13 protein-coding genes are annotated in these 12,352 nt (G+C 71.7%); 6 read left to right on the forward strand and 7 right to left on the reverse strand.

Translation table 11 applies throughout. The features are described from left to right. The first annotated feature begins 93 nt into the window (after positions 1-93). The 3 genes from DSC45_RS02125 (at position 94) to DSC45_RS02135 (ending at position 2,234) form a co-directional block, all read left to right on the forward strand. Entirely contained in the window at positions 94-831 is a 738-nt protein-coding gene (locus DSC45_RS02125) for a SigE family RNA polymerase sigma factor (protein ID WP_119286440.1), read from the forward strand. Between the two features lie 302 nt (positions 832-1,133). Then, positions 1,134-1,466, forward strand: coding sequence for an ArsR/SmtB family transcription factor (locus tag DSC45_RS02130; protein ID WP_119286441.1), 333 nt, complete (start codon positions 1,134-1,136; stop codon positions 1,464-1,466). Positions 1,467-1,544: 78 nt separating this feature from the next. Then, the gene (locus tag DSC45_RS02135; protein ID WP_119286443.1) at positions 1,545-2,234 is read left to right on the forward strand and encodes an NAD(P)H-dependent oxidoreductase; all 690 of its coding nucleotides are present in this window, start codon (positions 1,545-1,547) and stop codon (positions 2,232-2,234) included. A gap of 32 nt (positions 2,235-2,266) precedes the next feature. Here DSC45_RS02135 and DSC45_RS02140 read toward each other — a convergent pair whose 3' ends face one another. Beyond that, positions 2,267-2,953 carry an ATP-binding protein gene (locus DSC45_RS02140; RefSeq protein ID WP_119286444.1) on the reverse strand — a complete coding sequence of 229 codons (687 nt, stop codon included), beginning with the start codon at positions 2,951-2,953 and terminating at the stop codon, positions 2,267-2,269. Between the two features lie 125 nt (positions 2,954-3,078). On the opposite strand from DSC45_RS02140, the gene DSC45_RS02145 reads away from it, so the two are divergent. Continuing rightward, complete coding sequence (locus DSC45_RS02145; RefSeq protein ID WP_240434375.1) at positions 3,079-3,537, forward strand: hypothetical protein; 459 nt, start codon at positions 3,079-3,081, stop codon at positions 3,535-3,537. Positions 3,538-3,645: 108 nt separating this feature from the next. Here DSC45_RS02145 and DSC45_RS02150 read toward each other — a convergent pair whose 3' ends face one another. Genes DSC45_RS02150 through deoC form a run of 3 tightly spaced genes read right to left on the reverse strand, consistent with a single transcriptional unit; the run spans position 3,646 to position 6,976 of the window. Continuing rightward, positions 3,646-4,566 carry an aldehyde dehydrogenase family protein gene (locus DSC45_RS02150; protein WP_119286446.1) on the reverse strand — a complete coding sequence of 307 codons (921 nt, stop codon included), beginning with the start codon at positions 4,564-4,566 and terminating at the stop codon, positions 3,646-3,648. Further along, positions 4,563-6,023 carry an aldehyde dehydrogenase family protein gene (locus DSC45_RS02155; protein WP_119286448.1) on the reverse strand — a complete coding sequence of 487 codons (1,461 nt, stop codon included), beginning with the start codon at positions 6,021-6,023 and terminating at the stop codon, positions 4,563-4,565. Before DSC45_RS02155 ends, DSC45_RS02150 begins: the two co-directional genes overlap by 4 nt. A gap of 5 nt (positions 6,024-6,028) precedes the next feature. Continuing rightward, positions 6,029-6,976: a deoxyribose-phosphate aldolase gene (gene deoC / locus DSC45_RS02160; RefSeq protein WP_240434376.1), complete on the reverse strand. Its 948-nt coding sequence runs from the start codon at positions 6,974-6,976 to the stop codon at positions 6,029-6,031. Positions 6,977-7,109: 133 nt separating this feature from the next. Between deoC and DSC45_RS02165 the strand changes: the two genes are divergently transcribed. Beyond that, positions 7,110-7,748, forward strand: a complete 639-nt coding sequence (locus tag DSC45_RS02165) for a PH domain-containing protein (protein ID WP_119286452.1) — start codon at positions 7,110-7,112, stop codon at positions 7,746-7,748. A 41-nt stretch (positions 7,749-7,789) separates the two neighbouring features. Here DSC45_RS02165 and DSC45_RS02170 read toward each other — a convergent pair whose 3' ends face one another. Next, positions 7,790-8,419 (reverse strand): TetR/AcrR family transcriptional regulator, encoded by a 630-nt coding sequence (locus DSC45_RS02170; RefSeq protein WP_119286454.1) that lies wholly within the window; start codon positions 8,417-8,419, stop codon positions 7,790-7,792. Positions 8,420-8,546: 127 nt separating this feature from the next. On the opposite strand from DSC45_RS02170, the gene DSC45_RS02175 reads away from it, so the two are divergent. Then, entirely contained in the window at positions 8,547-9,509 is a 963-nt protein-coding gene (locus tag DSC45_RS02175) for a zinc-binding dehydrogenase (protein ID WP_162929088.1), read from the forward strand. A 65-nt stretch (positions 9,510-9,574) separates the two neighbouring features. Here the strand turns inward: DSC45_RS02175 and DSC45_RS02180 are convergent, their stop codons facing one another. After that, positions 9,575-11,251, reverse strand: coding sequence for a phospho-sugar mutase (locus DSC45_RS02180; protein ID WP_119286456.1), 1,677 nt, complete (start codon positions 11,249-11,251; stop codon positions 9,575-9,577). Positions 11,252-11,483: 232 nt separating this feature from the next. Next, positions 11,484-12,308: a purine-nucleoside phosphorylase gene (locus DSC45_RS02185; RefSeq protein WP_119286458.1), complete on the reverse strand. Its 825-nt coding sequence runs from the start codon at positions 12,306-12,308 to the stop codon at positions 11,484-11,486. Positions 12,309-12,352 lie beyond the last annotated feature (44 nt).

A 12,352-nucleotide genomic window follows, 5' to 3' on the forward strand; every position in this document is an offset into this window, starting at 1 on the left:
GGTCTGTGACAGTCGGCGGACACCGCCATGAAAGTCCCCCGGCAAGCTCTTTGGCACACGGAAAAAACGAGACTCCACGACGGGGGGCGCGAGATGAACACGCTGCAGAGCACCAGTTCTGGCGCAGTAGTCACGCGCTTGCACGACGTAAGGGGAGAGAAGTCCGGTGCCGTGAGCGGGCGGGGGTGCGCTCGCGGTACCGGGCGTCAGCACACGTCGTACATGACGGTTGTTGACGCACGTCAGAAGGTTGGTGCCGCTGCGGGAGCGGTGTACGGGGAGGGCTCGGGGGAGCGCACGGCGTCCCTGTCGGAGGCGGAGTTCACCGCCTACGTGAAGGAGCGCCGCGCCTCCCTGTACGCAACCGCCTACCACTTGACCGGTGACCGTTTCGAGGCCGAGGACCTGCTGCAGAGCGCACTGTTCTCCACCTACCGCGCCTGGGACCGGATCAGCGACAAGGCCGCGGTCGGCGGTTACCTGCGCCGCACGATGACAAATCTCCACATCAGTGCCTGGCGTCGGCGCAAGCTCAACGAGTATCCGACCGAAGAACTTCCGGAGACCGTCGGTGACACGGACGCGATGCGCGGCACCGAACTGCGCGCCGTCCTGTGGCAGGCGCTCGCCCGGCTGCCCGAACTGCAGCGCACCATGCTCGTCCTGCGCTACTACGAGGGCCGCACGGACCCGGAGATCGCGGACATTCTCGACATCAGTGTCGGCACGGTGAAGTCCAGCATCTGGCGGTCGCTCCGCCGGCTGCGCGAGGACGAGGTCCTCAGCTTCGGCCGTGACCTGGAGGAGTCCTTCGGCGAACTGGTCGCCTAGACCGCATCGCGGAAGGTCGGGGGGCGTCGCTCGGGGGAGCGGCGGAACGTTCCGGGGGGAACGGAAACACGGGGGAACGGGGGAACGGGGGGACGGGGGGACGGGGGCCGCCAGGACGGGGCCCGCGGGGGACGAATCCCACGGGGGAGCAGTACGGGATTCGACAATCGGTTGCGGGATCGGGAGGCCGGGGGGTCTTTCCGGTCCCGTTGCCGTTTGTGGGGCCCGTCTCGGGCCGACCGCCGCGGACCAGGCATCGAGATACCGTGGTCTGTCGAAGTGTTCGGCGAGAGAGGTGGCTCATGGCCGCAGTGACGGAATCGGCATCGGGTGACCTGATCGAGGTGTTCAAGGCCCTCGGCAACCCGGCCCGTCTGCAGATCATGCAGTGGCTGAAGGACCCCGAGTCGTCCTTCGGGGCGTACGAGCCGATCGCGGACCGTCGGGTCGTCGGCGTGTGCGTCACGCACATCCAGGCGAAGTCCGGACTCGCCCAGTCCACGGTCTCCAGCTACATGAGCACGCTCGAGCGGGCGGGGCTCGTGCATCCCACCCGGGTGGGCAAGTGGACCCACTACCGGCGTGACGACGAGCGGCTGGCGCAGGTGGCGGAAGCGATCGGCACCAGCATCTGAGGGGCGGGGCACCAGCGTCTGGTGGGTGGGACACCAGCATCTGATTGACGAATCGCAATACGTCGATATGATTCCTTCATGTCGACCTCAGACGCTGCACCCATCGCCCTGATCGTTCACGCCCACCCCGAGTCCCGCTCGTTCAGTTCGGCGCAGACGGCCACCGCCGCCCAGGCGCTGCGCGATGCCGGATACCGGGTCGACGTCCTCGACCTGTACGCGGAGGCATGGGACCCGGCGCTCACGCGGGGTGAATTCGAGCCGATGGACGGGTACTTCAAGCCGCAGGCCGAGCAGCAGCGCGCCGTCGAGAACGGGACGCTCGACGCGGTCGTGAAGGCCCACCTCGACCGGCTGCTCGCCGCCGATCTGCTCGTGCTGTCGTTCCCGCTGTGGTGGTTCTCGCTGCCCGCCGTCCTCAAGGGGTGGGTGGACCGCGTCTTCGTGATGGGCGGGGTCTTCGGCGGGGGGTACGGCATCCTCGGCGACGCGGCACTCGCCGGGAAGCGGGCGATGCTGCTGTTCACGACGGGCGGGGCGAGCGAGGAGTTCCGGCCCGGCGGTCTCTACGGCTCGATGGACGACTTCCTGTTCCATATCCACCGCGGGATGCTGGAGTTCGTCGGCTACCAGGTCCTCGACCCGGTCGTCACGTACGGCCCGGCCCGGATGACGGACGGGGAGAGGGCGGCGGCGCTGCACAGCGTGAGCGAGGCCGTCGCGCTCGCCGCGGCGGAGGCGCTGGAGCCGCAGCCCGTCGCTCACTGACCCCGCGGCGGTCGTCGGCCGCCCCGGGTGCCTCAGGCGCGGTCCGGGGCCGCGGCGGGCTTGGTGAGGCGGCCTGCCGCGGCCGCGGCGAGGCGGCCGAGTGCCTCCTGCTTGGCGCACGGATGCGCGCCGAGGGCGGCCTGGCGGGCGACGATGGAGCGCTCCGTGCGCATCAGGCGCCAGCCGCGCCGCAGCAGGAACGGCACGGACTTGCGGCTCTCCCGCAGGTCCCGCAGCAGCCGGCGGCGGAACGTGGTGGACGGGTGGCCCCGCAGGCACAACGCATCGGCCAGCACGCCCAGTTCGCGGCACCGGCCGACGATCTCCGCCGCGAAGATGCCCTCGGCCACGACCAGTGGGGTGCGATCGATGTCGAGGGATTCCTCGCCCACCCGGGAGCTGGTCGAGATGTCGTAGACCGGTACTCGGGTACGTCCGGTGCGGCACAGTTCCACGACGGCGGCCACGGCGGCCTCGGCGTCCCAGGACAGCGGGGAGTCCCAGTCGATGTCCGAACTGCCCGGCACCTGCGGCAGCGTGGGGTCCCCGGCCTCCTTGTAGAAGTCGTCGAGGCGTAGCACCGGCAGCCCGGTCAGGGCGGCGAGGCGGGACTTACCGGAGCCCGAAGGGCCGGTCAGCAGGACGACACGCGTCGGTATCGGCGGATGCGAGCTCACGGGACACCAGTGTGGGCCATCCGCTCGCACGAGTGACCCCATGGGGCGGGCTTTGGTACGCGGATCACACCTCCATTACTGTCGGTGCGCGTATGACTACGCGGGCCCCGACCCGGCCGGCCCCGCGCACCCTCGATCTGCCGGACAGGTGGTACCCGATGAGCCCCATGACGGAACCGGAACCGATGGACCCCACGGGAGCGGCGCAGCGGTCCGGCCGCGGACGGCACGCACGGCCCACCGGGGCGGGGCGTCCGGGCCGTGCCCTGCTGCGCGCCGGAGTCACCCTCGCCGCCGCGGGTGCCGCGCTCGCGGCGGGCGGCGCGGCGGCGCAGGCGGCGCCCGCAGAGCCGGCCGGGGCCTCGGCGCCGGACGAGATGGAGCCCGGCGCGGCCGCCGCGGCGGGCCTGAAGAGCGCCGTGACGAACGGCCTCGCCCCGGCCACCGACCTTCAGCTGAACCCGCTGGCGAACACCGCCGTCGACCCGCTGAACAACGCGGTCGGCACCCAGATCGCCGACTTCAAGCCGCTGTCCACGGAGATCGTCACCGGTCCGCTCGCCCGCGGAGCCTCGCTCGGCGACCTTCCCGTCGCCGACCAGGTGACGGGCCTTCTGAAGGGCTGACCCCGGGCCCCTACGACAGGCCGAGGCCCCGCCGCCCAGAACCTGAGGAACGGGTGGCGGGGCCTCGCTGTGCGGTGGTCCGGGGGCCGTACGACGGAGCTCCCGGGGTCAGTAGCCCGAGCCGGAAGCGCCCAGGGAACCCGTCGGGTGCCACACCGTCTTCGTCTCCAGGAAGGACGTGAGGCGGTGCGTGCCCGGGTCGGCCGCGAAGTCCACGGCCTGTGGACGCAGTACCCGCTTGAGGTTGTCCGCGGACGCCGCCTCCAGCTCGCGGGCCAGGTCCGGGTCCTCGGCGCCGGTCAGGTCGATCGCGTTGACGTCCCGGTGCGCGGCGAGCGGTGCGGCGATCTCCGCCGTACGCCCGGACAGGACGTTCACCACGCCGCCCGGCAGGTCGGAGGTGGCGAGCACCTCGGACAGGGAGAGGGCGGGCAGCGGGGCGTCCTCGGAGGCCACGAGGATCGCCGTGTTGCCCGTGGCGATCACCGGGGCCAGCACCGAGACCAGCCCGAGGAACGACGACTTCTGCGGGGCGAGCACCGCCACCACGCCGGTCGGCTCCGGCGAGGAGAGGTTGAAGTACGGCCCGGCCACCGGGTTCGCACCGCCCGCGACCTGCGCGATCTTGTCCGTCCAGCCCGCGTACCAAACCCAGCGGTCGATCGCCGCGTCCACCTGAACCGCGGCCTTCGGCTTCGACAGGCCCTCCGCCTCGGCCACTTCGCGCACGAACTGGTCGCGGCGGCCCTCGAGCATCTCCGCGATCCGGTACAGGATCTGGCCGCGCAGATACGCGGTCGCCGCCGACCAGCCGCCGAAGGCCTTGCGCGCGGCCGACACCGCGTCCCGGGCGTCCTTGCGGGAGGCCTGCGGGGCGTTCGCCAGCCAGTTGCCCTTCGTGTCGCTCACTTCGTACACCCGGCCGCTCTCGCTGCGGGGGAACTTGCCGCCCACATACAGCTTGTAGGTCTTCAGTACGCCGAGCCGTGCCGCTCGCGCCGTGTCCGTACCGCTGCTGTTGCTGCTCATCGCTCGCCCTCCCGGCCGGACGTGGAGAGATAGGCCTCGAGGCCGTGCCGGCCGCCCTCGCGGCCGAAGCCCGACTCCTGGTAGCCGCCGAACGGCGAGGTCGGGTCGAACTTGTTGAAGGTGTTCGCCCACACCACGCCAGCCCGGAGCCGCTCGGCGACCGCGAGGATCCGCGAACCCTTCTCGGTCCAGATGCCGGCGGACAGTCCGTAGGGAGTGTTGTTGGCCTTCGCGACGGCCTCTTCCGGCGTACGGAACGTCAGGACCGACAGCACCGGGCCGAAGATCTCGTCCCGGGCCACCGTGTGCGCCTGGCTCACACCGGTGAACAGCGTCGGCGCGAACCAGTAGCCGGACGAGGGGAGTTCGCACGGCGCCGACCAGCGCTCCGCGCCCTCCGCCTCGCCGGTCTCGACGAGCGCGGTGATCCGGGACAGCTGCTCGGCGGAGTTGATCGCGCCGATGTCGGTGTTCTTGTCGAGCGGGTCGCCGAGCCGCAGCGTCGACAGACGCCGCTTGAGGGCGTCCAGGACCTCCTCCTCGACCGACTCCTGTACGAGCAGGCGCGATCCGGCGCAGCAGACCTGGCCCTGGTTGAAGAAGATGCCGCTGACGATGCCCTCGACGGCCTGGTCGACCGGGGCGTCGTCGAAGACGATGTTGGCGCCCTTGCCGCCGAGTTCGAGGGTGAGGCGCTTGTCGGTGCCGGCGAGCGCCCGGGCGATCTCCTTGCCGACGGCCGTGGAACCGGTGAAGGCGACCTTGGCCACGCCCTCGTGCGCGACCAGGGCCGCGCCCGCGTCCCCGTAGCCGGGAAGGATGTTGACGACGCCCTTCGGCAGTCCGGCCTGGCGGCAGATGTCCGCGAAGAACAGGGCGGAGAGCGGGGTGGTCTCGGCGGGCTTGAGCACCACCGTGTTGCCCGCGGCGAGCGCGGGAGCGATCTTCCACGCGAGCATCAGCAGCGGGAAGTTCCACGGGATGACCTGGCCGGCCACGCCCAACGGCCGCGGGTCCGGGCCGAATCCGGCGTGCGGGAGCTTGTCGGCCCAGCCCGCGTAGTAGAAGAAGTACGCGGCGACCAGCGGGAGGTCGGCGTCGCGGGTCTCGCGGATCGGCTTGCCGTTGTCCAGGGTCTCCAGGACGGCCAGTTCGCGCGAGCGCTCCTGGAGGATCCGGGCGATCCGGAACAGGTACTTGGCGCGCTCGGCACCCGGCAGCGCGGACCAGCGGGTGAACGCCTTGCCTGCGGCGCGTACCGCCCGGTCGACGTCCTCGGTGCCGGCCCGGGCCACCTCGGAGAGCACTTCCTCGGTGGCCGGTGCCACGGTCTTGAAGACCTTGCCGTCGGCGGCTTCGGTGAACTCGCCGTCGATGAACAGGCCGTAGGACGGCGCGATGTCCACGACGGAACGGGACTCGGGTGCGGGTGCGTAGTCAAAGGCTGTGCTTGCCATGGAGATCAGTCCACCGTCACGTAATCGGGGCCGGAGTAGCGGCCGGTGGCCAGCTTCTGACGCTGCATCAGCAGGTCGTTGAGCAGACTGGAGGCGCCGAAGCGGAACCAGTGGTTGTCCAGCCAGTCCTGGCCCGCGGTCTCGTTGACCAGGACGAGGAACTTGACCGCGTCCTTGGAGGTGCGGATGCCGCCGGCGGGCTTCACGCCGATCTGGACGCCGGTCTGCTCGCGGAAGTCGCGGACCGCCTGCAGCATCAGAAGGGTGTTGGCCGGGGTGGCGTTCACCCCCACCTTGCCCGTCGACGTCTTGATGAAGTCGGCGCCGGCGATCATGCCGAGCCAGCTGGCGCGCCGGATGTTGTCGTACGTGGAGAGCTCGCCGGTCTCGAAGATGACCTTCAGGCGGGCGGCGCCGCAGGCCTCCTTCACGGCGCGGATCTCCTCGTACACCTTGAGGTAGCGGCCGGACAGGAAGGCGCCGCGGTCGATGACCATGTCCACCTCGTCGGCGCCCGCCTCGACCGCGTCCTGCACGTCGGCGAGCTTCACGTCGAGGGCGGCACGGCCGGCCGGGAACGCGGTGGCGACGGAGGCCACCTTCACACCTGATCCCGCCACCGCGGCCTTGGCCGTGGCGACCATGTCCGGGTAGACGCACAGGGCCGCGGTACGGGGGGTCTCGCGGTCGGTGGGGTCCGGGTGGACGGCCTTCGCACCGAGCGACCTGACCTTGCCCGGGGTGTCCGCGCCCTCCAGGGTCGTCAGGTCGATCATCGAGATGGCCAGATCGATGGCGTACGCCTTGGCCGTCGTCTTGATCGAACGCGTCCCGAGGGCCGCGGCCCTCGCCTCCAGGCCCACGGCGTCGACGCCGGGCAACCCGTGGAGAAACGCGCGGAGCGCGTGGTTCGAGGCAGTGGCGTCGGTGAATGGGGGTGGGGTGTTGGGCATGCTCACGAGCTGAGCATATCTACGCGCGTAGCGGCTGTACAGGGGTTGTTGCTGTGCGAGGACACCCCTCGGGCCCGGGCTCGGTCCTGGGCTGGGTGACGTCCGGGAACGGCCGTACGGCAGAATCGGGGGCATGACGAGCCCGGAGCCCTCACCCGCCGAGACGCCCTATGCCGACCGCGTCTTTCGGTCGGGAGCCGGCATGGCCGGCGGAGTGCTGCTGCTCGCCCTGGCGGCCTGGCTCGGCGGCGATGCGCTGATCCGCGGCGAGGGGCGTACGCCCTGGTTCGCGCTCGCGGGGCTCGTGCTCGCGGTGCCGCTGGTCGTCGCGTACACCGTGCGCCCCGCGGTCTACGTCAACGCCGAACGCGTCAAGATCCGCAACCCCTTCCGTACGATCCTGCTGCCCTGGGCCTCCGTCGAGACGCTGCGCTCCGGATACTCCAGCGAGGTCCTCACCTCGGGCGGCGACAAGTACCAGCTGTGGGCCATCCCGGTCTCCCTGCGCGCCCGCAAGCGTGCCGCCCGCCGGCAGATGCAGGCCTCGCTCGACGACCCGAACGCCCGCACCCCGCTGCTCCAGACCGGCCGCAAGGCCGGGCCCACCCGTGCCCCCTCCGACCAGGCGCTCGACGATCTGCGCGAACTCGCCGAACTGCACGCCGAGGACCCCGGCGCCCAGGGCGAGCCGGTCGTCCGCTGGGCGTACGAGGTCATGGCGCCGGTCGTCGCGGGCGCGATCCTGCTGGCGGTACTCCTCGCGGTCGGCTGACGCCGTGAGCTGACGCGGGGGCCTGACGCCCGCCGCCGCGGTCAGGTGCCGTACGGTGCCGCGGCCGTCAGCCGTGCCGCGGGAGGCAGCGGTGTGTGCTGCGGGGCGGCTTCGAAAGCCTGGATGACCAGGCCGGCGAAGCGCCTTGAGGCGATGGCACGGACATCGTCCGCTCTGATGTGGATCCCTCTGTTGGCCATGACGACGAGAATGAGGTCGTCGAGGACGAAGTCGGGGCGCAGGCGTCCCGCCTCCTTCGCCCGCCGAGCCAGTCCGGCGAACGCCTCGAGCGTGTACTCGCGGCCCGTGACGTCTGCCGCATCCGGATGGGTGGCGAGGAAGGCCTCGGTGAAGCCCCGGTCGCGTGCGTGCAGTTCGCAGATCCTCTCGATCACCAGACAGAAGCCGCGCCACGGGTCGGGATCGGCGCACCCCTCGTCGACGATGGTGCGGCAGGCGACCAGTTGCTCCGCGAAGGCTTCGGCGATCAGGTCCTGCTTGGTCGGGAAGCGGCGGTACAGGGTGGCGGGTCCGACTCCGGCGCGGCGCGCGATCTCCCGCATCGGCACGTCGAGGCCACCGGAGGAGAACAGGGCCCGGGCCGCTTCCAGGATGCGGTCGCGGTTGTCCAGGGCGTCGGAGCGCAGGGTCTGAGGCAAATGGTCGGTCACGCTCTCACTTTAGCTAAACGGACGGGGGCGTCCGTTACGGTCCGGGATATGACGGCCGCCGCGAGCGTCGGTGGCGAGTACGGAACGGGACCGTGCTTGACCGGGTCCGGGAACAAGGGAGACGACATTGAAGGCCATCGAGATCCGCGAGTTCGGAGGTCCACAAGGTCTGGCCGTGGTGGAACTGGACGCCGTCACACCCGCTGCGGGGCAGGTGCTGATCGCCACCGAGGCGGCGGGCGTCAGCGGCGCCGACGCGGTGATCCTGAGCGGCGAACTCGCCGCGTACGGCTTCACGGAGGGGTTTGTCCCGGGCAATGAGGTGGCCGGCATCGTGACCGAGGTCGGCGACGGCGTCGACGCGTCCTGGGTCGGCCGTCGGGTGTGGGGCTTCACCGGGACCGGCGGAGGCTACGCCGAACAGGCCGTCGTGCCGGTCGAGGACGTTCTGCCGCTGCCGGCGGAGTTGTCCGCTGTCGACTCGGTGACGCTCGGCGGCTCCGGCCCGGTGGCGCATTTCGGGCTCCGGCACGCCCACTTCGCCCCTGGAGAGACGGTCCTGGTGCGTGGGGCGGCCGGCAGCATCGGGATCATGGCCGTGCAGCTGGCCGCCCGCGCCGGCGCCGCCGCGGTGGCGGTCACCACTTCCTCGGCCGAGCGCGGCGAGCGGCTGCGCGGCCTCGGCGCGACCCACGTCCTCGACCGTGCGGGCGAAGGCGATGCGGGGGCGCCCGCGGCGTACGACGTCGTCTTCGACCTGGTGGCGGGGAAGGACCTGCCGTCCTTCTTCGACCGGCTCGGTCCGAACGGCCGCATGGTGGCCGTCGGAGCCGTCGCAGGTCAGCCGCCGGCGGACTTCGGCATGCGGCTGATGGCGGCCTTCCAGAAGTCGATGTCGTTCGCGACCTTCAGTGCGGCCACCGTCCCCGGCGCGGACCTTCGGGCCGTGCGCGGTGAGCAGTTCGCCGCGGCGGCCAAGGGCGAGATGGAAACCGTGGTGCACGAGGTACTGCCCCTGGACGAGGCCGTTCTCGCACACCGCAAGATGGCGGCGGGCGAGGTCTTCGGCAGGATCGTGCTCACGCCGTAGACATCGTGCTTGTGCGGTAGGCCCCGGGTCGGGAGCTGTCGTGACGATCCCCGGCCCGAGGCCGTTCAGAGGCCCGCCGCCTCCGACAGATCACGCTTGATCGCGTCGATACGGGACGCCGCTGTCGCGCGTGCCTCGCTCACCGGGGCGGCGCCCGTGGCCGGGACCGTGACCACCGCCTCCAGATAGCACTTGAGCTTTGGCTCCGTGCCGCTGGGGCGGACCACGACGCGGGCTCCGTCGAGGGTGTAGCGCAGGCCGTCGGTGGGCGGCAGGGTGGGGGAGCCGTCGTTGAGGTCGTCGGTGCGGGTGACCGGCAGGCCGCCGAGCGACGTCGGCGGGTGTTCGCGCAGGCGCTTCATGGCGTCGGCGATCAGGGACAGGTCGTCGACGCGGACCGAGAGCTGGTCGGTGGCGTGCAGGCCGTGCTCGACGGCGAGTTCGTCCAGGAGGTCGGTGAGGCCGCGGCCCTCCGCCTTGAGACCGGCGGCCAGTTCGGCGACCAGGAGCGCGGCGGTGATGCCGTCCTTGTCCCGCACGCCGGAGGGGTCCACGCAGTACCCGAGCGCCTCCTCGTAGGCGTAGCGCAGTCCGTCCGCGCGGGCCAACCACTTGAAGCCGGTCAGCGTCTGCGTGTGGTCGAGGCCGGCCGCGGCGGCGATCCGGCCGAGCAGCGACGAGGACACGATGGTGGTGGCGAAGGTCCCGCGGACGCCCTTGCGGACGAGGTGCGTGGCGAGCAGTGCGCCGACCTCGTCACCGCGCAGCATCCGCCAGCCCGCGGCGGCGGACGGGTCGGGTACGGCCACGGCGCAGCGGTCCGCGTCCGGGTCGTTGGCGAGCACCAGATCGGGCCCGGTACGGGCGGCCGTGGCGAACGCCAGGTCCATCGCGCCGGGTTCCTCCGGATTCGGGAAGGAGACCGTCGGGAAGTCGGGGTCCGGGTCGGCCTGCTCGGCGACGACCGCGGGGGCGGGGAACCCGGCGCGGGTGAAGGCGGCGACCAGGGTGCCGGCGCCGACGCCGTGCAGAGGCGTGTAGACCACGCTCAGATCGCGCGGAGAGTCCGGCGTGAGGACGTCCGCGGCGCGCGTCAGATACGCATCGACCACCGCCTCGTCGAGGGTCTCCCAGCCGCTGTCCGGGCGCGGCACTCCGGTCAGCGGGCCGATCGAGGCGATCTCGGCGGCGATGCCGGCGTCGGCCGGGGGGACGATCTGCGAACCACCCGCGTCGGCGTCCTCGCCGAGTGCCTCCGCGCCCAGGTAGACCTTGTAGCCGTTGTCGCGCGGCGGGTTGTGGCTGGCCGTCACCTCGACGCCGGCGACCGCGCCGAGGTGGCGTACGGCGAAGGCGAGTACGGGCGTGGGCAGCGGGCGCGGCAGCAGGGCGGCGCGCAGGCCCGCGCCGGTCAGTACGGCGGCGGTGTCGTGCGCGAAGTCGGCCGACTTGTGGCGGGCGTCGTAGCCGATGACGACCAGGCCGCCGTCGAGACCCTGCTTGTTCAGGTACGCGGCGAGGCCGGCCGCGGCGCGGATCACCACGGCGCGGTTCATCCGCATCGGGCCCGCGCCCAGTTCGCCGCGCAGCCCGGCGGTGCCGAACTGCAGGGTTCCCGCGAAACGGTCGGCCAGTTCGGTGCGGTCGCCGGCCTCGATGAGCGCGGCCAGCTCCTGCCGGGTGCCCGGGTCCGGGTCCTCGGCCAGCCAGGTCTCGGCCCGTGCGATCAGGTCGTCCTGCACGTCTTTCAGCCTCTCGTCGTGCGTCTGCTGCTGCGTTCGCGGCCGCGTCCGGTGCCGACGGCCTTGCGCCGGAATCACGTACGCCGGAATCACGTACGCCGGAATCAGGTACGCCGGAGTCGCGTGCGGCGGCGGAGCCGTCCCCGACGGTCAACAGTGTCGGGTGAACGGCGTCCCGGAGCGGGGAACGACGGCGCGACGGTCCTGCGCGCCGCGGCCCCGCGCCGGTGGCTCAGATCCGGCCGAGGACCTGGGCGATCAGCGAACCCATCCGGGCCGCGGAGTCCCGGCCGGCCTGCAGGACCTCTTCGTGGTTCAGCGGTTCGCCGGTCATGCCGGCGGCCAGGTTGGTGACCAGCGAGATGCCGAGCACCTCGGCGCCGGCCTCACGGGCGGCGATCGCCTCGAGGACGGTGGACATGCCGACCAGATCGGCGCCGATCGTACGGGCCATTCGGATCTCGGCCGGCGTCTCGTAGTGCGGCCCGGGGAACTGCGCGTAGACGCCCTCCTCCAGGCTCGGGTCGACCTCCTGGCACAGGGCGCGCAGGCGAGGGGAGTAGAGGTCGGTGAGGTCCACGAAGTTCGCACCGACGATCGGGGAGGTGGCCGTCAGGTTGATGTGGTCGTTGATCAGCACCGGCTGGCCGGGGCGCATGCCCTCGCGCAGGCCGCCGCAGCCGTTGGTCAGGACGACGGTCTTGCAGCCCGCGGCGACGGCGGTCCGCACCCCGTGCGCGACGGCGGCCACACCCCGGCCCTCGTAGTAGTGCGTACGGCCGAGGAAGACGAGGGAACGCTTCTCCCCGGTCCGGTACGAGCGGATCTTGCCGCCGTGGCCCTCGACCGCGGGCGGCGGGAAGCCGGGCAGCTCGGTGACCGGGAACTCGGCCACCGGCTCGCCGAGTGCGTCGACGGCGGGGGCCCACCCGGAGCCCATCACCAGGGCGACGTCGTGGGCGTCGGCGCCGGTGAGCTCGCGCAAGCGAGCTGCGGCGGCGTCGGCGTGGGCGTAGGGGTCGGCGCCGGCCATGTCCGGGATAACAGAAGCGTTCACGCGGTCGAGGGTAGCGGTTTACGGCCTACGCGCGTAGACGTGGG

It is taken from the genome of Streptomyces sp. YIM 130001, assembly GCF_003574445.1.
Classification (GTDB): Bacteria; Actinomycetota; Actinomycetes; order Streptomycetales; family Streptomycetaceae; genus Streptomyces.

Coding starts and splice junctions, on each gene's coding strand:
- DSC45_RS02130 (WP_119286441.1), top strand. CDS start 1,134: ATGGCCGCAGTGACGGAATCGGCATCGGGTGACCTGATCGAGGTGTTC.
- DSC45_RS02125 (WP_119286440.1), top strand. CDS start 94: ATGAACACGCTGCAGAGCACCAGTTCTGGCGCAGTAGTCACGCGCTTG.
- deoC (WP_240434376.1), bottom strand. CDS start 6,976: ATGCCCAACACCCCACCCCCATTCACCGACGCCACTGCCTCGAACCAC.
- DSC45_RS02140 (WP_119286444.1), bottom strand. CDS start 2,953: ATGGGGTCACTCGTGCGAGCGGATGGCCCACACTGGTGTCCCGTGAGC.
- DSC45_RS02145 (WP_240434375.1), top strand. CDS start 3,079: ATGACGGAACCGGAACCGATGGACCCCACGGGAGCGGCGCAGCGGTCC.
- DSC45_RS02135 (WP_119286443.1), top strand. CDS start 1,545: ATGTCGACCTCAGACGCTGCACCCATCGCCCTGATCGTTCACGCCCAC.
- DSC45_RS02150 (WP_119286446.1), bottom strand. CDS start 4,566: ATGAGCAGCAACAGCAGCGGTACGGACACGGCGCGAGCGGCACGGCTC.
- DSC45_RS02165 (WP_119286452.1), top strand. CDS start 7,110: ATGACGAGCCCGGAGCCCTCACCCGCCGAGACGCCCTATGCCGACCGC.
- DSC45_RS02155 (WP_119286448.1), bottom strand. CDS start 6,023: ATGGCAAGCACAGCCTTTGACTACGCACCCGCACCCGAGTCCCGTTCC.